Below are 18,930 nucleotides of genomic sequence, written 5' to 3' on the forward strand. Positions count from 1 at the left end.
CCTGCCGCCGCCCCATTCAAGGGCGCTATGCTGGCCACAATGGAGCTTCCGAAAATAATTGCACTTCTGCGCGAAGAAATTCAGGCTGGTAGATCTCCCATGCTCGCGGACGTCGCCCGCACCCACGGCTTCAGCCCGTGGCACTTTTCGCGTGAATTCAAGCGCACTGCTGGGTTTAGCCTGCGACAATTCGCCGAAGCCACCAAAATCCAGCACAGTATCGACGCCGTGTCCACCCGCCGACTGTCCGTCACCCACAGCGCGCACCTGAGCGGCTACGCCAGCCTGGGCACATTTTCGAATGCCTTTCGGCGGCACACCGGCATTTCGGCCAAACGTTTCCACCAGGAAACACAGACCGCCATATCCATCTTGCGCAAACTGGGCAGCAAAACCGGAACGCTCTACCACCACGAATACCCCAATGCTGAAACTGCGAAGAACCGACTCAAGGTCACGGTACATTTCCCCGACGGTTACGTCCCCGCAATCACGTGCGTGGGCCTGTTTCCAACCGCGATTCCTAAAGGCCCGCCGGTGGTCGGCGCCGCATTGTTTCACCACACTTCGGTCACACTGCACAACATTCCCGCGGGTGCGTTCTATCTCCTCGCGTGCGACCTCACACCAAATCGCAACTACATACGAATGCTTCAGGATAACTACCGGCAAAAAGGTCCCCGCGTACTGCACTTCCCCACCGACTCAGACCAACACTTTGAGCTAGCTATGCGGTTGCGCCAGCCCGAGGACCCGCCGATCACCATGAACTTCCCCGTCCTTATCGCAAACATCGTCCGCAACAGGTTGCAACAGCGCAATTCGGAATAAAACAACCCCACTACTGGCACCTAGCATCAAACACACCCATTCACCCTGTTTGTACGTTAGGAGTCCGAAATGTCGGAATTTCACGTCTACCTGTCGTTCCCCGGTACCGCGCACGAAGCCTTTGCGTTCTACGCAAAACTTTTCGACGCCGAGTGCGCTGGCCGCTACACCTATGCTGACATGGCGCCGGCGGGCGTCGAAACGCCGCCCGAACATGCGCAGCTCATTGCCCATGCTGCGCTGAACCTCGGAAATCTCACGCTTATGGCCACGGACTCGGAAACGCCGGTCCGATCGGCAACCGCCGAATCCAACGCGTTCTTGTTCTATCAAACAAAATCCCGCACCGATGCCCAACGGGTTTTTGAAGCGCTTGCCCAAGACGGCACCGTGATCAGCCCACTTCAAGACCAACCCTGGGGCTACAACGGGCGCTGCATCGACCGCTTCGGCATCGCCTGGGAAATCTTCCTCGACGACAGTCAAGGCAGCGAGATCGGATCCACGCCCTAAGTTGTGGGGACCTTCGCGACGCGGCGGTGAGCGGGTTGGTTCTCGGGGGCACCGTGGGGCGTCGCGCTTGGGTTTTTGCTGGTACAACTGGGGTATGAGCACGCGGCAATTTCTCGAGGTAGAAGCAAAATTTTCGGTTGATAATGACGCGGATGTCCCAGCGTTAACTGAGATTGAACATGTGGCCGAAGTCCATAGTGAGACGCACGAGCTTTCGGCGGTCTATTACGATACTCCGGATTTGCGGTTGACTCGGCACAAGATCACGCTCCGGCGCCGTACTGGGGGCACGGATTCCGGGTGGCATATGAAGTTGCCAGCGAGCCACGGGCGGGTCGAGTTGCATGCGGATCTGACCGAACCTGAATACGGTGAGTACGTTGTGCCGTGCGATTTGCTGTTTCCGGTGCGGGCGATTGTGCGGGATGTGCCGTTGGAGCCAATTGCGCAGGTGGACAATGTGCGTAAGGAGTTCGCGCTCACGGATATTGACGGCAAACTCGTGGGCGAGTTTTGCGACGACCGCGTCACCTCTTGGTCGTTGTTACCGCACGGCCAGCGCCAAACCTGGCGCGAATGGGAGTTTGAAGTCGGCGAGGAATACTTGGACGATATCGAACGTACCTTGGGCTCTGCGACGAAACTGTTAGAGGCCGCAGGGGCAACACAATCCAAGAGCCCCTCGAAGCTGGTGGCGGCGCTCGGGGATTCCATTGAACACGCCCCAAAGCCACCAACGCCAGCGAAGTTGGACAAGAAAAACCCAGCGTATGCGGTGGTGAAGGCGCTCGCGGAGAATCGCGATGCGTTGCTGGCGAATGATCCGAAGGTGCGGCGCGACGAGTGGGATTCCATCCACCAGATGCGGGTGGCCACACGTGAACTTCGCAGCCACATGCAGACCTTCGAAGGCATCCTCGTGGGCGACGGCTACTTGGAACTGGAATCCGAACTCAAGCACCTCGCCGGGGTACTGGGCGTGGCGCGCGACGCGGAGGTGGTTGAGGAGCGGTTCCACGACTTGTTGCAAACGGTGGACGCGGATGTGATTGACGCGGTGACGCGCAAGCACCTCGAACAGGACATGGCTGTGGAGTACCGCAACGCACACTCGGAAGTGGTGGAGTTGCTGGAATCCCAACGGTACTTCGACCTACTCAATTCCCTCGACTCGCTGCTGGCAAACCCACAGGTTGCGGACGTTGCGGAAGAGGATTGCCAGGAAGAAACCCCGGAAGGCATCCTCGTCACGCATCTCGACGACGCCTACGCCCGACTGGTCAAGCGGCACGAGAAAGCTGTCTCCCGGTGGGGTGATTTGGAGCGGCCATTGCGTGAGCGTGAGGGGTATTTCCATGACATGCGGAAATCCGCCAAGAAGTTGCGCTACGCGGCAGACGCCGCCCGTGCCACGGGGCTGAAAACCAAAAAGCTGTACGAGGCCTGCAAGCGCATGCAGACGGTGCTTGGTGATTTCCAAGATTCCGTCACCTCGCGTGATGTACTGCTCCGCAAGGCTGGGCAAGCCCGCGAAGCGGGCGAAGATACCTTTGCCTACGGCGTGTTGTTCCAGGTGGAACGCGAACGCGGCCTCGAATCATTGCGGGACTACGCCACGAGCTTTGAGAAGATCGAAAAGGCGTATGAGGCAATGAAAAAGGCCGCGCGGAAATCGCACAAGAAAAAGAAGGGTTAGCGCTCCCAAGCGGGTTCCACGCCCCAGTCGTCGTCTTCCTCATCCAAGGCGTCGGCTGCGGCGTTGCGCTCGGCGGCGATATTCATCGCGTCGCGAGCCTCGGCTTCCGTAGCGTAGGGGCCCATGCGGTCCTCCCACGATTGAATGCGTCCTTGGCTCACTTCGCCGGTAGTGGGATTAAAGAACCATTGATCGTCTGTGGTGGTCATACTTTAGTCACGCTCCTTCTTACATCAAACCTTTCCCACCAACCTACCCCGCGCGCAACCCCCAGTGGGCTACATTGCGGGCTACAGTAGTGGCAAAGTACGCGCGCTGCCCCGGCCATGGCGCGCGCGGCCAGTTGCAACCGTTGAAGGAGAGTCTTCGCCAATGCCGCTTTGGAACGCCCCCGATGAACTCATTGGCGATCGTGCAGCGCAGGTGCACCGCCGCACCTACAGTACCGAGCCAACCATACTGACTACCGCACCGGGGACCCTCCCACTCGTTGGCGAACACACTGACTATATCGGCGGCGTGGTCGCAGTTGCGATGACTCACCTCGGTGTGGCCGTCGCCGCATCCCCACGCAATGATTCGAAAATCCGCGTGCGCTTATCTCAACCAAGCTGCCGCGACACCAACCACGAAACCACCATGGAAACTATCGCGCAGCGCGGGCCGGGCGGGGTGGAAACTCGGCTCGGTGGTGTGGTGTGGTCGCTGATTAACCGGCAAATGCTCAGCCGCGACACGCAGGGTTTCGATATCACCGTGGTGAGCACCATCCCCGCCAACGCTGGCCTCGGCGAGGCTGAAGCAATGGCCACCGCGTTCGCACTGGGATTGCAAATAGCCGCTGGTGTGGAGATCGATGCCCCGCTCCGCGCCCGGCTCGCCGAAGTATGCACGCAATCCGCCAACACGTTCGCAGACACCCCAGAGTTACGGGCGCGGCACGTGGCCGCGCTGCGGGGGCACGCTCATTCCGTGGCGCTGGTAGATTACGCTGACGGTTCCGTCACCCAGGCGCCCCACCCGCGCGGTATCGAGGTGATCGTGGTGACCAAACCAAAATCCTCGATTGCCACCAAACTGGTGTCCGAAATCCACCGCCGCCACGCATTCCTTGACGACGCCGCTCGCGCCTACGGCGTCGACTCGTTGCGCGCCCTTCCCGATGCCCAGGCGCGAATTACGGACTGGCTGTCGGCGGTGCACAAGGTGCACGGCAGCGACAAAGTGCCTTCGTTGGAGGAGGCGGCAGGCTGGTTGAAGTTCCTGACCGAAGAAACCAAACGCGCTTCGGAGGCTGCCGCGGCGTTGCGTTCGCGGCGGATGAACGCGGTGCTGGAGCTCGTCCACACCTCCCAAACTGAACTCGAGAATACGTTCAAGCTGACCACGGATACTCACCGCGCGTTGGTGTATTTGTGCGAAAGTCGCGGGGCGGTGACGGCGCGCGGCACCTCTCCCGGCCTCGTAGACGCGGTGGTCACCTATGTGGACCCGCAACGTGCGGATAACTATGCGGCCGACCTCGCAGCCGACGGCCTGCTGGTCATCCCGCTGCACGCCGGCGAGCCCACCACTGGTGTTCAGCTCGCAGGCGACGATGAAGGCGAATGAGCCACCCTATAAGCCGGATTCTGTCATTGAAGGTGAACATCCATCTGAACCCACCGTTGCCGGCGGGCCTCAAGCAGCGTACCTTCGGGCTCGGCGAGCAACCTCCTCACGCCCGAACAGACATACCCGATAACCGGGTACGTCCTCTTGCCTTGCTCCCGGTGGGGTTTACCTAGCCGCCTGAGTCACCCCAGGCGCTGGTGCGCTCTTACCGCACCGTTTCACCCTTACCCATTGCTGGGCGGTTTCTTTTCTGTGGCACTATTCCCGCAGGTCACCCTGGGTTGCCGTTAGCAACCACCGTGCTCTATGGAGTCCGGACTTTCCTCGACACCGCGACCGCGCACTCCGCTTGCCAAGCAAGCGCAGTGCCGTTGCGCGCGCCGCGTCCACCCGGATGGCTCATTCGCGCATCTGATCATACCCCGTTGAGGTGAGAAGTATCATTTACCAAGCGCACGCAGGTCGGACCGTCCGCATAGAACTCGGCAACGGATAAGGAAGCAAGATCCAAATGCAGGCGGTGGAAAAACTGCGGACCCGCGTCGAAAGCTTTGCGCAACATGGCCTTGATCGGGGTGACGTGCGAAACCACCAGGATATTCGCGGCACCGTAGGTGTCTTGCAGCTCCGCTAAGGTGCGCACGGCGCGCTGATCAGCCGCCTGCAGGGATTCACCGCCGGGCGGGGCGACGGTCGCGTCGCGCATCCAAGCGGCGTGGAGGGCAGGGTCCGCGTCGCACGCCTCCTGAAAGGTCTTGCCTTCCCACTGACCGAAATCCATTTCGATCAAACCGGGGTGTTCGGCAACGTCCACGCCGAGGGCCTCGGCACAATGCTCAGCAGTGCGGCGGGCCCGCGCCAACGGGGAGCTGACAATGTAATCAATACCGCCGCGCGTGCCAAGCCGTTCGGCCGCCGCGGCAGCTTGGCGTTCGCCAAGCTCCGTAAGCTCAGGATCGCCGACACCGGAATAGCGGCGGGCGGCAGAAAGCTCCGTCTGGCCGTGGCGCAGCAAGATCAAGCGCGAAGGGCGGGTCACGGCCCCATTCCAGCTGGTGGTTTCGTTGACAATGAGGCCAGGATCAGCACCCTTGGCGCCGGCGTCCATGGCGGCGTTGGCCAACTCATCCGCGCGGGAGTTTTCGGCGCGCGGCACCCACGTGTAAGTGACGGAGCGGAACCCCGCGGCGATGCGTTGGGCCCGCAGCGCGAGGGTTTTCATGTCTGGGTGTTTCACCTTCCAGCGGCCAGACATTTGTTCGACAACAAGTTTGGAGTCCATAAACACGTCGACGTCCGTGGCGCCCAATTCCTGAGCCGCCTGCAGGCCGTTAATCAGCGAATGATACTCCGCCACGTTGTTTGTAGAAGTACCCACAAATTCGGCGATGCGACGCAGGACGTTGTCCCGAGCGGCGTCGAGAAGCACGGTGCCGGATCCGGCGATACCGGGGTTGCCGCGGGAGCCGCCATCAGCCTCAATGCAAACCTTCATCAGACTCCTATCGTACGAGGTAAACGCCGCAATCCGGGCACCGGGGCACCTGATCCGCGGGCGCGTTACGGATGCGGGACACCACTGCCTGCGGCAACATCAGGTGACAGCCGCCGCAAGACCGGCCGGAGAACTGGGCAACGCCGATGCCGTCGACGTCGAACTGTTCCTCGTAGGCTTCGAGGGTCGCGGCGTCGAGAAGCGTGCGGAGTTCGGCTATGCGTTCGAGGCGGACGGAATCGTCGGTAACTACGACGGCGCGCTGCGCGGCCGCCAACTTCGCCTCCAAGGCATCCACTTCCGCGCCGTAACGCTCGTGGTGGGCGCGCAACGCATGCAGCTCGTCGTGAGTCTCCTTCAGTTCCCCGCGCAAATCATCGATGCGGCGGGTCGCGGCGGCGAGCTCGTGTTGCAGGTCGCGGCGGCGCTCCACATCCGTCGTCGCACCCAGCCCTCCCTTTGCCGCCGCCTGCCGACGCTGCAGCTTCGACATATCCAGTTGGATACGCCGCACGTCCGCCTCCAAATCCGAAATCGAAAGCGTAAGCGAAGCATCTGCGGAGCGAGTGCGCGCGATCTCCGCCGTCAACCGCTCCACCTCCTGCTGCTCCGGCGACAGCGGCACCGCCGCCGGATTCACCAACGTCAGCGTGGCCAATTCCAGCAGGTCACGCTGCATTTCAGGGGCAAGTTTCATAGCGGGGTTCCTTTACTTCGCAGAAATGGTCCAGGGGTCCGTACGCACATCAATCACTTCGGTGCGCAAGCCAAGCTCACGCTCCACCACCTCGGCGGCCTGCGAACACCACGGGAACTCACTGGCCCAGTGTGCGGTATCCACGATCGCCGGGCCGCCCGCGCGCAAATGCTCGTCCGCGGGGTGGTGCCGCAGGTCAGAAGTAACGTAGACGTCTACCTTTAAACTACGCACCGCATCCAAGAAGCCGTCGCCCGACCCCGAGGAAACCGCCACCCGCCGCACCATCAGCTCCGGATCGCCCGCCGCGCGCACCCCCCACTCCGTGCTCGGTAACCGCTCCGCCACCCGCGCCACAAACTCCTTCAACGGCATCGGCTGGTCCAGCTCACCCACCCTACCAAGACCGTAAGCATGTTCGATATCCACGGTGTTTGCCAATTCGACGATATCGAAAGCGGGTTCCTCATAGGGGTGCGCCTCCAGCAGCGCCCGTTCCACCGCTCGGCGCGCTGGGCGCGGCGCCACGAATTCCACCCGCACCTCCCGCACGTGCGCCAGCTCACCGCTAGCACCGATCGCCGGCTGCGCCTGCTCCCCCGGGCAGAACTGCCCCGTGCCCTCGAACTGGAAAGCGCATTCTTGGTAGTCTCCGAGCGCGCCCGCGCCCGCCGCAAACACCGCCCGCTTCACCCGCTCCGCAACCTCCGCAGGCTCCGCCGGGACCATCACGCCCCACTTATCCAAGCCCTGGGGCTTCGGCAGGATCGGGCGGCCCGGGGTCACCCCCAGCAACTCAGCGAGCTTGTCGTTCACCCCTGGGCGCGCCGAATCCGCGTTCGTATGCGCGGCGAACAATGCTACCCCGCCGCGCAGCAATGTGTGGATCACCTGCCCCTTCGGGGTGTCCGCCGCCACGGACGTCACCCCGCGCAACAACAACGGGTGATGCACCACCAACAATTGCGCGCCCATGGCCACCGCCCGCAATGCCACCTCCTGGGTGCAATCCAAGGCGAAGGCCACCTTGGTCACCTCGGCTGCGGGGTCGCCACAAATCAGGCCGACCGCGTCCCAGGATTCCGCAAGCTCCGGCGGGTAGGCCGCCTCCAAAACTTCTCGAACTTTGCCAACTGTGCTTACCACGCGATCTCCTTTCGATGTGCTTCCAGTGTGGCAACAGCTTCGCCATCGCGCACAGCAAGCCGCCAAAAATCCGGACCCAAACCGGGAAACGTGTCACACCGACGCACCGCCACCCCCCGCTCCGCTAGGCGCTCGCGTTGCCCATCCGGATCCGCCCCAGGCGGGTTCACCAGCACAAACGGCGCTTGACTGGGCCACACCCGCCACCCGCAATCGCTCAGATATTCCACCATCGCCGCTCGTTGCCGCAGCACCTCCGCTCGCAACGGCCCCACATCCGCGCCAACGGCATGTTCGATCGCTAAGAGCTGCAGCGTGCCCAGCGGCCAGTGCGGGCGGCATCGCTCCAGCCGCGCCACCACCGCCGGATCCGCAATCAAATACCCGCACCGCAACCCCGCCAGACCCCAAGTTTTTGTCAGACTCCGCAGCACGATAATCCCCGTCCCCGAAGTATCACCGATCAGCGATTCGTCCGGGCTGAGATCCATGAACGCCTCATCCACCACCAAGTACCGCACCCGCTCCGCCAACTCCAACAGGGTCGCACGCGGATGCAGCACCCCAGTGGGATTCGTGGGGTTGCCCACCACCAACATGTCCCCGAGATCCCCCGGCTCCCCCGACGTCGTTCCCTGTCCCTCACACAGTTCGAACGGGGGTCGCAGCACCCACCGGTGCACGGGCACCCCCGCCATACGCAGCGCGTACTCCGGTTCCGTGAAGCTGGGATGCACCACCGTAGCAAGACGCGGAGCAAGCCGCGGCAAGAGCGCGAAGCCTTCGGCGGCGCCCGCCAACAACAACACCTGTTCGGGTTGGACGCAATGATATTGCGCGACGGCGCGCCGCGCGGCTTCACTGTTGGGGTAAGCGCCGAGCGTGTCTACCCCTCGATGTAGCACATCCCGCAACCATGCAGGCGGGCGGGACAAACGCACATTCACAGCAAAATCTAAGCTCGCATTCATGGCAGCTTCATCGCCGTGAAAACGCAACGCATTGAAATCAATCACAAACAACGAGTCTATTATTTTGGCTATCGTTGCAAATCTCCTAGGAGTTCGAAACCACCATGAACGTTGCAGCCCACCGCTCCGATGACGTCTACATTGTCTTCGTCTGTACCGGAAACATTTGCCGCTCACCGATGGCGGAGGTAGTTTTCCGCAACGTTGTGGAACAGGCCGGCTTGCAGGACAAGGTTCGCGTAGCCTCCTGCGGACTCGGCGGCTGGCATGTGGGGCAAGGCGCCGACCGCCGCGCCATCGCCGAACTCCACAGCGTGAATCTCGACGCCCGCGCCCACCGCGCCGCCCAACTCGACGCCGACCACCAAACCGCCGACCTGCTCGTAGCCATGGATAAATCACACATGCGCGGGCTGCGAGCGTGGGATGTACCGCGAAACCGAATCCGCCTATTGCGATCCTTCGACCCCAATTCCCCCAAAGGCGCCGAGGTTGACGACCCCTACTACGGCGACGCCGAATCCTTCACCCAAACACGCAAAGAGATTGAGGCCGCCACGCCGGGGCTTTTACACTGGGTGGAAGAACTACTCGAAACCAAATCAGGACGATAGGATGCCCCGAAAGCAATCACTGGTCAAGGTTTTCCTCCAACCCGGCTGGGTGATCACCGCCCTCGCCGTCATCGCCTTCGCCTACATTGCTTTCACGGTGCTCGCGCCCTGGCAGCTGGGCAAAAACGAAGCCACCAACGCCAGGAATTCCGCGATTACCGCAGCCTTCGAACACGAACCCGTGGACTATCAGCCCGGCCTGGAGGAATGGCGGCGCGTGCGCATCACCGGGCACTACGACCCCGAGAAAGAAGTGGTCCTGCGGCTGCGCCCAGTGAACTCCAAACCCGCCTACCACGCGCTCACCCCGTTTACCCTCACCACTGGGCAAACCCTCATAGTCAACCGCGGCTACCAAGACGACGCCGAATTCACCCCAGCCCCCAGCGACGAAGTCACCATCACCGCCCACGTACGACGCAGCGAAACCGGCGTCGACCCCAACATCACCGCCTCCATCCCCCCGCAAGTCAACGGAATAGACACCACCCAACTCGCCGACATCACCGGGCTGCCCCTCGAACCCGACTACCTCCAACTTGTAGACAATCAACCCGGCGTCATCCAAGCCCTCCCGCTCCCCCAACTGGAAAGCGGGCCGTACCTCTCCTACGGCATCCAATGGATCGCTTTCGGCATCATGGCTCCCCTCGGCCTCGGCTACTTCATCTACGCCGAAATCCGAGAACGCCGCCGCGAAGAACAAGAACAAAGCGCAGACGACAATTCGGCAGCACCTACAGAACCTGCCGCTCAGACGGAAATGACTACCGACGCCGCGCCTCCCGCAACCCGCACGAAAACTCGCCGCCACGCCCGCTACGGCGACAGCCGCATCGACCACTACCGTAAAATCGCAGAAAAGAACGAAGACCGCTTCTAACGCGCAACGGGGCGAACCATCGTGGACAAAAAGCTCTCAAACTTCCTACTCGTCATCGTCGCCGTAACACTCCTAGGAACCATCATCTTTGTCCACGAAAAGAAACAACTCCACCACACCATCACCAGCGAACCAATCCCCTACGCCCAAAACCTCAACGAGTGGCAGCCCGTCACCGCACACGGCTCCTACCAGCCACACACCGACATCATCATCAACACGCAGCCACAAACCCAAGTACTTACCCCCTTCCACATCGACGACGGCCCCACCGTACTCATCAACCGCGGCCACGCCTCCAGCCGCGACTACGAAACCGCACCCCGCACCGCCGTCACCATCATCGGCTACGTCCGCCACACCCAACCCGGCATGAGCGCACTCCTAGAAAAACACCCACCCGAAACCGACCGGATAGACACCCAAGGGCTCGCCTTAGCCCTCAATCAAACCTTCGAACTCGACTACCTCCAGCTGGCCGAAGGGCAACCCGGGGCGCTGGACCCCGCGGCAATACCTGGATAAGTCGAGGTTGGTTGAGCTACCCACAAGGTGTGATCCGTTGATCACGGCAATCCTTCGATGGCGGGCCCTGCCGCCGACAGGCTACATGGAACCTCTAAGGCCACTTCCAAATTGCGACAACACCCCCGCGCCCAGCGATCTTTGTTACCAACTAGGGCTAGAGTAAGACAGTATGGGCGCGCACACAGAACCCTTCGCGGAACTACGCCTTACAGGCGAGCGTTTTGATGATGCGCACTTTCCAGTGGATGCACTCCACGAGATTATCCGTTACCAACAACTCATCATTGCCGCCGCGCAAGCGACATGGACTACCGAACACGATGGCGAAAAACCATTGGACAGCCTCGGCGAAAGCCTAGAACTATCCATCACTGAAATCAGGGCCGGAAGCGCAATCTCGGTCCTCGAACGGCCGGACTCGGCAGAACATGACCAACTCTTTGTCGAATCTAAAAACCAAGTCGATCGGTTACTCCACTCACTTGAGAGTGACCAACTCACACCCGAAAACTTGCCGGCTTGGGCTAGCACTAAGGATTTCTGGGACTTTGGCAGCTCACTGCAACCTCAGGAATCAATACAAGTGCAATCTACATCAGCTTCCCACCGGGGTTATATCACTATTGACCGAAAAGTTAGAGATGAAAAGCTTTTCCCGCTCAAACGCGATCTGGAAAGAGCTCGTCGCACCACTTCTTCGTTCGAACTGCTTTACGGGAAAGTGACTGAACTTAACGCCGAAAACACCTCCTTCGAATTTGAGTTGCCCACAGGCAAAAAGGTTCACGGACGCTTCACCGAGCCAGACATGGTGGGCACGTTTCGGAAGTACCTCGATGCCTCCAGCCAAGCTCCCCTGATCACACTCGCAGCGAAGGTTGGCATTCGCAATACTGAGGTGACAAAGATTTATAACGTAGCATGCGCGTACAAGCCGGGTGATCAGCCGTTGACGAACCTATTCAAACGCCTCAACGAAATTTCAAATCTCAAAAAAGGATGGTTAGACGGCGAAAATGGTCAAGCGGTTTCCCATAAAATACTTCTGAATGCGTCTCAAATAGTCAGCAGCTTGGATTTTCAAACGACCATTCCTCCCCGTATCTTCCCTACCGAAGACGGCGGCATCCTCATCGAATGGGCCTCCGGTGACTATGTTGCCAACATCGAAGTCCTACACAATGGCTTTGAGGCCTACTATCTCGAATCAGGACAAAACTCCGGTTCGTGCCATTCATACGAAAACCCCAAAGATGTGATTGAACACGTAAAGAACTGGAAGGATACAAAACGTGCCCCAACAAGCGACGTATCTAGATGAGCTCGGCGAAGAGGAAATCACTAACCCCGACGAGCTTATCTTCCGTCAAATAACGCCACATATTTTGTGCGATAAAGATGGGACACCAGCCTCACACGCGTTCGGCCCTTCCACGGCAGATCAAGGAAAACCCTCCTACTCCCGGGAATCGAAAGTCACACCGCAAGAAGCGTTCGAGTGGCATAATTCACAGGCTCGAAGCAAATCCGTTGGCGTCTGGGGTTGCGCCATCACAGAAGTCCACACGGCAAACCTTCGCGCAGTAGACGATAGCGGCGTAGCATCAAACACCCCAAAGGCACCTGGCCATTGTTTCGTGGACTTTCGCGGACTGACCAAGCAAGAAATTCGCAATCGCAGAGCATTACTGTTTCGAGCTGCGTTAAAACGAGGAATCCTATACCCTGCACCGAATCCGAGACCATAAAGCAAACTAACTGCGTATTCGAGCGTTGTCCGGACAGCTTTTCCGTATCACCCCGTACGGCGACCATTTCCTCCTCCCCATGAGGCCATCAAGGTCAAGAACATCAAGTTTTTGCGCCTGATGTCATCGTCGAGGTTTCTGCCAGCTCATCCCCGAATCATACCCCAGCAAGCACACCTAAATAGGGGCTACAAGACCAAGCGTCCTGCACATCTCTGCTGGCCTGCCTACCCACCACTTTAAAGCTCACATTCCACAGCCTATAATCGGCTGGCCTGGAATTTATCCATGCTTCGCCCTAACAAGGAAAGGAGTAGCCATGGATCTTACAATTCACAGCGTGACAGACGAGATGCTCCTCGAAAAGCGCGACTCCATCAAGAGCAAATTGGAAAGTGAAATAGAAGCTGAACTCGGCATCACTGGTCAAGATCTGCGTGACCTTGCCACGCTTGGAGTGCTTTCCCCAAGCGAGATGAAGGAGTATGAAGAGATGCTTCGCCTTGAATTCCTTTTGGGATTTTGAGTGTCCGATCAACTCGAAAGTGGGAACTCATCGACTCTGCCATTCCCACTTTTAACAAAAAGCCTCAAATTGAAGCAAACAGGGACAAAAAGCGCTTCACCGCGCAAATAGATATCCCATTATCTTATGCGCTGCCAAAAAACAATTGCAGGGCAGCATAGAGCCATCGCCAAGCGGAATGCATTTTAGTTTTGATCGAACGGACCATACCTTACCGTTGCTAAATACTCGTATCAAATGAGGGTTGCCTCTCATCCCGTAGTTCGATTTGAATACGACAAAGCAAAAACAAAAGGGCAGGTAGTCGAACCAGAGCTCTAGATGATCTCCGTATTCCAGTTGGAAGGCATCGTTACCGTCCTTCTTTAGAAGAGTTTCTATATTTCGTCGTCGGCGAATGCGGATTTCACAGCAATCAAGGCGCTCCCAAATTTGGGTTACGAAATCACCAGGACTGGGGAGACTAAAACGTCGCTCGGCCCGCATAAGGGTTGGTAGCGAACGCTACCTCCCCGTTCGAGCAATGCTCCCGTCGGCTCTGAGTCCAAGCGTCTGCGTCGCACCCGCAGCTATAGCAACGATGTCCTCCCAATCATCAACATCGCATTGCCCGAGACTGTTGTCCCCGACCGCAGTGACCCGACCATCGTGCAACAGGCCAACGGTATGGCGGCTACCCGCATCGATAGCCGCAATTTCACGCCATTCCCCTACCTCACAAGCACCGGAAGCTGAGCATCCCACAGCCACGACGCGGCCGTCGGAAAGCAAGCCAACAGTGTGCAGGTAACCAGCAGAAACGGCAGTAATATCCCGCCAATGTTGCACCGCGCATTGCTGTTTGGCATTGTTGCCGGCGGCCATCACGGTCCCGTCGCGGCGAACTCCAACTGAATGCCAATCCCCGCACGACACGCCAACCACATCATGCCAGTCGCGCACCGCACATGCACCATCTTTGGTGCGCCCAGCTGCCAGTACGGTTCCATCACGGCATAGTGCTAGGGTGCGTCGCCAACCTGCCGCAACGGCAACAATGTCCCGCCATCCGCCCACGTCGCATTCACCGGCGGTACTCCGCCCTGCTGCCAGCACCGTGCCATCGGTTTGCACCACCGCGAAGTGTCTAGGTCCTGCTGCGAGCTTCACATGCGCCACCGATCACCCCCACCACCGCCACGATCCCACCTGTTATACCTTGCACCATGCGCGATAGCCTGGTGGCTTGTCGTACGGTGGCGGTGCTTGGCGCGGGTCCTTCGCCGAGCCTGGGTCGTTGTTCCACGCCGTGTTCGTAGATCGTGTCGCCACCGAGTTGGACTCCGAGGGCGGCGGCGGCCGTGGCTTCGACGGGGCCGGCGTTGGGGCTGGGGTGTTTGGGGGCGTCTTCGCGCCAGGCGCGCAGGGCTTCTGCTCCGCGCCCGGCGCTGGCGGCGAATCCCACGTGGGTGAGGGCTGTGAGGCGGGCAGGTATCCAGGCCATGGCGTCATCGAGTTTGGCGGCGGCCCAACCGAAGTTTTCGTAGCGTTTGTTGTGGTAGCCGACCATCGCATCCAAGGTGTTCACACATCTGTGTGCCACAACTCCGGGCGCCCCGAACAACGACCATACGATCGGGGCGACCACCGCATCGGAGGTGTTTTCGGCCACGGATTCGACGGCGGCGCGGACCATTCCGGAGGCATCCAACGCTTGTGGATCCCGCGAGCATAGCCACGGCACCCACGTGCGGGCGCCTTCGATATCGCCGGCGTCGATGCTGAGGGCGAGTGCGATGGCGGTGCGCTGCAGCGTCGCCCCGCCGAGGGAGGCCCAGATGGCGGCGCCGAGTGCGGGGCCAGGCCAACGACGGGCCACCCAGTGTGCCGCTAGGGTTGGTGGGATTACGGCGGCAGCCACGTACACTACCCCGGCGCTTTTGTTGTCACGGTAGAGGTGTTTTTCCAGCCAGGCGGCGTAATTTCCGAACATAGCTACGGGGTGGTGGCGTTGGGGGTCCGGAATGAGTCGGTCGGCAAGCATGCCGAGGGCGAGGGAACTAGCGTGCGTAAACTTCATAACGTGGTTACCGGCATATCGTAGAAGGAGGCGAGGAAACTAATCACTTGCTGGCGGGAAACCTCAGCCGCCCGCCCGTTGGCGTCGATACTGCCACCAACGCGTATGCGGTGTCCATGGTCGCGCACGTTCAGCGACGTCGGCAACCCCGGAAACGCAAACGGGTAGCCACACGCGTGCCCCGCCCCCTCATAGCTCACGTGGAAGGTTTCCACGCCCCTGCTTTCCGACGCCGCGGCCAACTCCCCCGCCATCCCCTGCGCATCCCACACGGCATCCTCCGTGCCAGAGGTTAGCAACAACGGCCCGGCGAGGCGCGAAACCTCAATCCGCGGGGCGGCATCCCGCTGGTCCGCATAAAACCCCCACAGATCCGCCGGCTTTCCCGTCAGCTGTGAGCGGCGAAACTCCGCACGCGTAGGATCCGGAAACCGCCGACTACACGGCGAATGCGCTACCACCGGCCCAACAAACTCTGGGTACGCCTCCGCAACCTCAAACGCACCGACACACGCCCGGCCGTGGGCCACCAGTGCGAGCGGCACCCGCGAATCCACGAACTCATGCGCATGAAATTGCCGCAGCTCATCCACTGTTGGCCAGGTACGCGCAAATAGCACCGCAAACCCATGATGCGCCAGCGCCGCAGCGCTCGCCGAATCGGTCGCCGCCGGCGCATGCGATAACAACACCACGCCCGGATGCTGGGATGCCCCACTCGTAGGGGTGGTCGGGTGAAACGCCGGGCCGCAGGGGGCGTCAAACTCCACCACGTTGCGAGCAATGGTTCGCATGAGCAGCGAGCCCAATCCCTCCCCGCGAATGCGCACCCGGAAGTTCAGGTGCACCGGCGCCAGGCCGTTGAGCTCAAAGTAGTTCGCGTCATCCTCGCCCAGGCCGGAGGAGTCTGGGCGCATAGACCAGAGAATCCCCAAGGAATGCGCTGGCTCCCACTGCGCACTTTCGGGCAGCGTATTGGCTAGATCCACCACCCCGTCCGCGTCGGCATGGAACACCTGCTCCGTGGACCAGGGCTGTTGGTAGGCATCCACCGTGGAAACCGCAATCCGCACCGGTGCGTGCGGCGGTACGTCGGTAACCCGCACGTATAGCGGCGTGTTGATACCACTGACAGCCTTCACATCAAGCTCCATGAGCTCGATGGTAACTACTTCCGGGCATTCTTGAACATGACGGAAAGCACCCCAATCAGCACGACCAACGCTGTCCCACCAATCGCGGCCAGTAACAACCAAAACCGGCTCCGCTCCGAGCGGTTCCCAGCGGGTGCGGAATCGTCCGTTGCCGTGTGGTCACCGGTGCCTGCCGCCGCGCGAAAATCAGGGCCTTGGGCGGCCCTGCCGATCGGCTCGAGTGTGATGCGATATGTCACGGGAGGCAACGGAGTTTCGGTGGTGGCGCTCGTGTCAGCCGCGGGGGCGTCAGCTGCGTTGGTGCTGGTCGCGGCGTCGATAAAGTTGGTGAAACTCACCGCCACGTAATGCGTACCGCCAAGCCACGCGAGGCGCTGTCGAGTCTCAGTGCTTTGCAAATTGCCGTAACTAATGGCGTACTCGGAGGCAAACGTCCGGGGCTCCTTCGCCTGCGCAACCTTGGCCTCGGTTTGCCCCACAATGCTGTGGCTTTGCCCCAGCTGGTTCACAACCCACACGTTAAGCCCGCGCAGAAACGGGTCCACCGGCTCTTGATTCCCATCGCCATCACCGTCGCCGTCACTGTCGCCGTCAGCGATGATTTCAATGCTGCCTTTGAGGGATTGCCCGGGCAGGACGGGCACCGCAAAAAATTGAGTCTCGCCTTCGACGATCTGGGCCTCGGTGACCCCAATCAGCTCGGGCGCGTCCTGGGGGAATGCGCCGGGGGCAAGCTGCCGCTCTTGGCGATCTCGGGGTGGTTCTCCCACTGCGTCCTCACCCCGCTTGTCGCTAGGTTGTTCGTTGAAAGAATCGCCGAGATGCACAGGTTCTGGCACAAGCGCGGCGAACGTATCCACATTAATGGCCTTATCAAACTTTTCCCGCTGCAACCCGAGGTCAAGGAACAGGTCAGTGTCGTAACAGGACGCCTCGCCGCCCCGGTAGTCCGAACTAATCAGCGCTAACGTGGTGGGCTGCTCGATGGACACAGAATTCGTAGTGTCGATGAAATTGGTAGTGCGACACGTCGTTCCGCTGTCCGCCTTCCACAATTTCGGAGCAAACGAAAAGCCCTCAAACTGCGGGGTCCCAGCGTGGAGCTCTGGCACGGCGATACCGCCAACATGCAGACGATGACCACGGGGAATACGCACCCGTAAAAGATTTTTGCCCGACACGGTTTCCTCTTCCACGGAAAGCGTTTCCACCCGAACACGCGCAGGTTGCGCAAGGGTACCAACCGGCAGCTCAGGTGCGGTGGCTTCGTTATACCCGGGCCTGACCGTCTCAATGGGCATTTCGTAGGCGTCGGGCTGATGTAAGCGGGCCGGCGAGGGAGGTTGGGGTGCAGGCGCTTGCTGTGCGGATGCCATAGGGGCCGCCACCGCCACCAAACCAAACACCGCCACACTGGCGAACATCCGTTTGATTGCCATCACGGATCCTTACGGTGAGGAAAACAACCTACCTCAGTGTAATAGATTTTCTGCAACTTGTTGATAGTGCAAACGATGTCCGCGGTTGCACCCAACACGCACAGGGCAACGCCAAGCGGAAAGGGCCAAGGTTGAAATAATCAACACTTGGCCCTTCGCGCTAAACCGTGTGCGCCCTGACGGGTTCGAACCGCCGACCTGCTGGGTGTAAACCAGCTGCTCTTCCAGCTGAGCTAAAGGCGCTTGCAACAGCCGTTGACTTTACCCAACGACTGAATTTTTGTGCAAATCAGCAGCTTACTTAGCGTTTAGAGCCGCGCTGCACCAAGCAAGACCCTTGCCAAGCACCGAGGCGCTCGGCCTTGGTTTGTACCAGGCCAGCAAGCTGGGCGGATTCAGCAATGAGACCAGGCTCCAGTGTGCCGGGGCTCCCTGCGCCAGGGGACAAAACCCAGATGCGGCCGGCATCGGCGAGGGGGCGGGCGGCGTCGACAAGCCCGTCGACGAGGTCGCCGTCTTCTTCGCGCCACCACAGCAGCACAACGTCGCACACTTCGTCGGTATCTTCGTCGAGCAATTCGGCATCGATTGCGTCTTCGATTGCTTCGCTAATTGCCGCGTCACAATCATCGTCCCAGCCGAGTTCCTGCACGGTCTGGCCAAGTTTGATGCCTAAAAGCATTGCGTAATCCTGGGCGCTTTGTTTCGCTACGCCCGGAGCATCGACCACTGTCTGTTCCTCCTGCAAATCGTCAGGCGAACAACCGGCGAAGGAAGCAAGCCTGACTTAGTTATTAATAATGACGTACCTGTGCTCGACATTACGCTGCTTCGCAGGCGAATCGGCGAGTTTTGGCAGAATTCTTACTTCCTGATCATGAGTTTGCCATAGTTTCCCCGCATCATGCACATCAAACGCGCATATGTGAAACGTATTCTCGCCGGCACCCCGCCCGCAAAATAACCCTAGCCCGCCCCGACGGCGACACCCTTCTTAGCAAACCCGTATTGTTTAT

19 protein-coding genes, 1 tRNA gene and 1 other RNA gene are annotated in these 18,930 nt (G+C 60.1%); 9 read left to right on the forward strand and 12 right to left on the reverse strand.

Annotated features, from left to right (window positions below):
- The first annotated feature begins 39 nt into the window (after positions 1–39).
- From Q4D83_RS01745 to Q4D83_RS01755, 3 genes are all read left to right on the forward strand, one after another.
- Entirely contained in the window at positions 40–831 is a 792-nt protein-coding gene (locus Q4D83_RS01745) for a helix-turn-helix transcriptional regulator (RefSeq protein WP_303172431.1), read from the forward strand.
- Positions 832–900: 69 nt separating this feature from the next.
- A complete protein-coding gene (locus Q4D83_RS01750; protein ID WP_303172432.1) occupies positions 901–1,344 on the forward strand; it encodes a VOC family protein in 444 nt (147 codons plus the stop codon).
- A 94-nt stretch (positions 1,345–1,438) separates the two neighbouring features.
- Entirely contained in the window at positions 1,439–3,040 is a 1,602-nt protein-coding gene (locus tag Q4D83_RS01755; protein ID WP_303172433.1) for a CYTH and CHAD domain-containing protein, read from the forward strand.
- Here the strand turns inward: Q4D83_RS01755 and Q4D83_RS01760 are convergent.
- On the reverse strand, positions 3,037–3,249 hold the full coding sequence (locus Q4D83_RS01760; RefSeq protein ID WP_303172435.1) for a hypothetical protein: 213 nt from the start codon (positions 3,247–3,249) through the stop codon (positions 3,037–3,039). The genes Q4D83_RS01755 and Q4D83_RS01760 overlap by 4 nt on opposite strands.
- 163 nt (positions 3,250–3,412) lie before the next feature.
- On the opposite strand from Q4D83_RS01760, the gene Q4D83_RS01765 reads away from it, so the two are divergent.
- Complete coding sequence (locus Q4D83_RS01765; protein ID WP_303172436.1) at positions 3,413–4,651, forward strand: galactokinase family protein; 1,239 nt, start codon at positions 3,413–3,415, stop codon at positions 4,649–4,651.
- Here the strand turns inward: Q4D83_RS01765 and rnpB are convergent.
- The 5 genes from rnpB to cobC form a co-directional block, all read right to left on the reverse strand.
- Positions 4,645–5,056, reverse strand: an RNA gene (rnpB, locus tag Q4D83_RS01770) — RNase P RNA component class A. The two genes, Q4D83_RS01765 and rnpB, sit on opposite strands and share 7 nt — an antisense overlap.
- Before the next feature lie 13 nt (positions 5,057–5,069).
- Positions 5,070–6,149, reverse strand: coding sequence for a bifunctional RNase H/acid phosphatase (locus tag Q4D83_RS01775; RefSeq protein WP_303172437.1), 1,080 nt, complete (start codon positions 6,147–6,149; stop codon positions 5,070–5,072).
- Between the two features lie 7 nt (positions 6,150–6,156).
- The gene (locus Q4D83_RS01780; RefSeq protein WP_303172438.1) at positions 6,157–6,846 is read right to left on the reverse strand and encodes a zinc ribbon domain-containing protein; all 690 of its coding nucleotides are present in this window, start codon (positions 6,844–6,846) and stop codon (positions 6,157–6,159) included.
- A gap of 12 nt (positions 6,847–6,858) precedes the next feature.
- Positions 6,859–7,992 (reverse strand): Nif3-like dinuclear metal center hexameric protein, encoded by a 1,134-nt coding sequence (locus tag Q4D83_RS01785; protein WP_303172440.1) that lies wholly within the window; start codon positions 7,990–7,992, stop codon positions 6,859–6,861.
- Positions 7,986–9,140, reverse strand: a complete 1,155-nt coding sequence (gene cobC / locus Q4D83_RS01790) for an Rv2231c family pyridoxal phosphate-dependent protein CobC (protein ID WP_368502165.1) — start codon at positions 9,138–9,140, stop codon at positions 7,986–7,988. The genes Q4D83_RS01785 and cobC overlap by 7 nt, the downstream gene beginning before the upstream one ends.
- Here cobC and Q4D83_RS01795 point away from each other — a divergent pair.
- From Q4D83_RS01795 to Q4D83_RS01815, 5 genes are all read left to right on the forward strand, one after another.
- Positions 9,068–9,577: a low molecular weight protein-tyrosine-phosphatase gene (locus tag Q4D83_RS01795; RefSeq protein WP_303172442.1), complete on the forward strand. Its 510-nt coding sequence runs from the start codon at positions 9,068–9,070 to the stop codon at positions 9,575–9,577. The two genes, cobC and Q4D83_RS01795, sit on opposite strands and share 73 nt — an antisense overlap.
- Position 9,578: 1 nt before the next feature.
- On the forward strand, positions 9,579–10,460 hold the full coding sequence (locus Q4D83_RS01800; protein WP_303172444.1) for an SURF1 family protein: 882 nt from the start codon (positions 9,579–9,581) through the stop codon (positions 10,458–10,460).
- A gap of 21 nt (positions 10,461–10,481) precedes the next feature.
- On the forward strand, positions 10,482–10,985 hold the full coding sequence (locus Q4D83_RS01805) for an SURF1 family protein (RefSeq protein WP_303172446.1): 504 nt from the start codon (positions 10,482–10,484) through the stop codon (positions 10,983–10,985).
- A 172-nt stretch (positions 10,986–11,157) separates the two neighbouring features.
- Positions 11,158–12,309, forward strand: a complete 1,152-nt coding sequence (locus tag Q4D83_RS01810) for a hypothetical protein (protein ID WP_303172448.1) — start codon at positions 11,158–11,160, stop codon at positions 12,307–12,309.
- Between the two features lie 746 nt (positions 12,310–13,055).
- Positions 13,056–13,262 carry a hypothetical protein gene (locus Q4D83_RS01815; RefSeq protein WP_303172449.1) on the forward strand — a complete coding sequence of 69 codons (207 nt, stop codon included), beginning with the start codon at positions 13,056–13,058 and terminating at the stop codon, positions 13,260–13,262.
- Positions 13,263–13,766: 504 nt separating this feature from the next.
- On the opposite strand, the gene Q4D83_RS01820 is transcribed toward Q4D83_RS01815, so the two are convergent.
- From Q4D83_RS01820 to Q4D83_RS01845, 6 genes are all read right to left on the reverse strand, one after another.
- Positions 13,767–14,411: a chromosome condensation regulator gene (locus tag Q4D83_RS01820; RefSeq protein ID WP_303172450.1), complete on the reverse strand. Its 645-nt coding sequence runs from the start codon at positions 14,409–14,411 to the stop codon at positions 13,767–13,769.
- Positions 14,389–15,321 carry an adenosylcobinamide-phosphate synthase CbiB gene (cbiB, locus tag Q4D83_RS01825; RefSeq protein WP_303172452.1) on the reverse strand — a complete coding sequence of 311 codons (933 nt, stop codon included), beginning with the start codon at positions 15,319–15,321 and terminating at the stop codon, positions 14,389–14,391. Before cbiB ends, Q4D83_RS01820 begins: the two co-directional genes overlap by 23 nt.
- Positions 15,318–16,475, reverse strand: a complete 1,158-nt coding sequence (locus Q4D83_RS01830) for an acyl-CoA thioesterase/BAAT N-terminal domain-containing protein (protein WP_303172454.1) — start codon at positions 16,473–16,475, stop codon at positions 15,318–15,320. The genes cbiB and Q4D83_RS01830 overlap by 4 nt, the downstream gene beginning before the upstream one ends.
- A gap of 14 nt (positions 16,476–16,489) precedes the next feature.
- Positions 16,490–17,914, reverse strand: coding sequence for a hypothetical protein (locus tag Q4D83_RS01835; RefSeq protein WP_303172456.1), 1,425 nt, complete (start codon positions 17,912–17,914; stop codon positions 16,490–16,492).
- Between the two features lie 170 nt (positions 17,915–18,084).
- Positions 18,085–18,157: transfer RNA gene (locus Q4D83_RS01840), tRNA-Val, on the reverse strand.
- A gap of 58 nt (positions 18,158–18,215) precedes the next feature.
- Positions 18,216–18,644 carry a DUF3052 domain-containing protein gene (locus tag Q4D83_RS01845; RefSeq protein ID WP_303172458.1) on the reverse strand — a complete coding sequence of 143 codons (429 nt, stop codon included), beginning with the start codon at positions 18,642–18,644 and terminating at the stop codon, positions 18,216–18,218.
- Between the last annotated feature and the right edge of the window lie 286 nt (positions 18,645–18,930).

Origin of the sequence: Corynebacterium sp., assembly GCF_030532715.1 — a bacterium.
Lineage (GTDB): Bacteria > Actinomycetota > Actinomycetes > Mycobacteriales > Mycobacteriaceae > Corynebacterium.

Coding starts and splice junctions, on each gene's coding strand:
- Q4D83_RS01800 (WP_303172444.1), top strand. CDS start 9,579: ATGCCCCGAAAGCAATCACTGGTCAAGGTTTTCCTCCAACCCGGCTGG.
- Q4D83_RS01815 (WP_303172449.1), top strand. CDS start 13,056: ATGGATCTTACAATTCACAGCGTGACAGACGAGATGCTCCTCGAAAAG.
- Q4D83_RS01765 (WP_303172436.1), top strand. CDS start 3,413: ATGCCGCTTTGGAACGCCCCCGATGAACTCATTGGCGATCGTGCAGCG.
- cbiB (WP_303172452.1), bottom strand. CDS start 15,321: ATGAAGTTTACGCACGCTAGTTCCCTCGCCCTCGGCATGCTTGCCGAC.
- Q4D83_RS01755 (WP_303172433.1), top strand. CDS start 1,439: ATGAGCACGCGGCAATTTCTCGAGGTAGAAGCAAAATTTTCGGTTGAT.
- Q4D83_RS01780 (WP_303172438.1), bottom strand. CDS start 6,846: ATGAAACTTGCCCCTGAAATGCAGCGTGACCTGCTGGAATTGGCCACG.
- Q4D83_RS01745 (WP_303172431.1), top strand. CDS start 40: ATGGAGCTTCCGAAAATAATTGCACTTCTGCGCGAAGAAATTCAGGCT.
- Q4D83_RS01775 (WP_303172437.1), bottom strand. CDS start 6,149: ATGAAGGTTTGCATTGAGGCTGATGGCGGCTCCCGCGGCAACCCCGGT.
- Q4D83_RS01750 (WP_303172432.1), top strand. CDS start 901: ATGTCGGAATTTCACGTCTACCTGTCGTTCCCCGGTACCGCGCACGAA.
- Q4D83_RS01810 (WP_303172448.1), top strand. CDS start 11,158: ATGGGCGCGCACACAGAACCCTTCGCGGAACTACGCCTTACAGGCGAG.
- Q4D83_RS01795 (WP_303172442.1), top strand. CDS start 9,068: ATGAACGTTGCAGCCCACCGCTCCGATGACGTCTACATTGTCTTCGTC.
- Q4D83_RS01835 (WP_303172456.1), bottom strand. CDS start 17,914: ATGGCAATCAAACGGATGTTCGCCAGTGTGGCGGTGTTTGGTTTGGTG.
- Q4D83_RS01830 (WP_303172454.1), bottom strand. CDS start 16,475: ATGGAGCTTGATGTGAAGGCTGTCAGTGGTATCAACACGCCGCTATAC.
- Q4D83_RS01760 (WP_303172435.1), bottom strand. CDS start 3,249: ATGACCACCACAGACGATCAATGGTTCTTTAATCCCACTACCGGCGAA.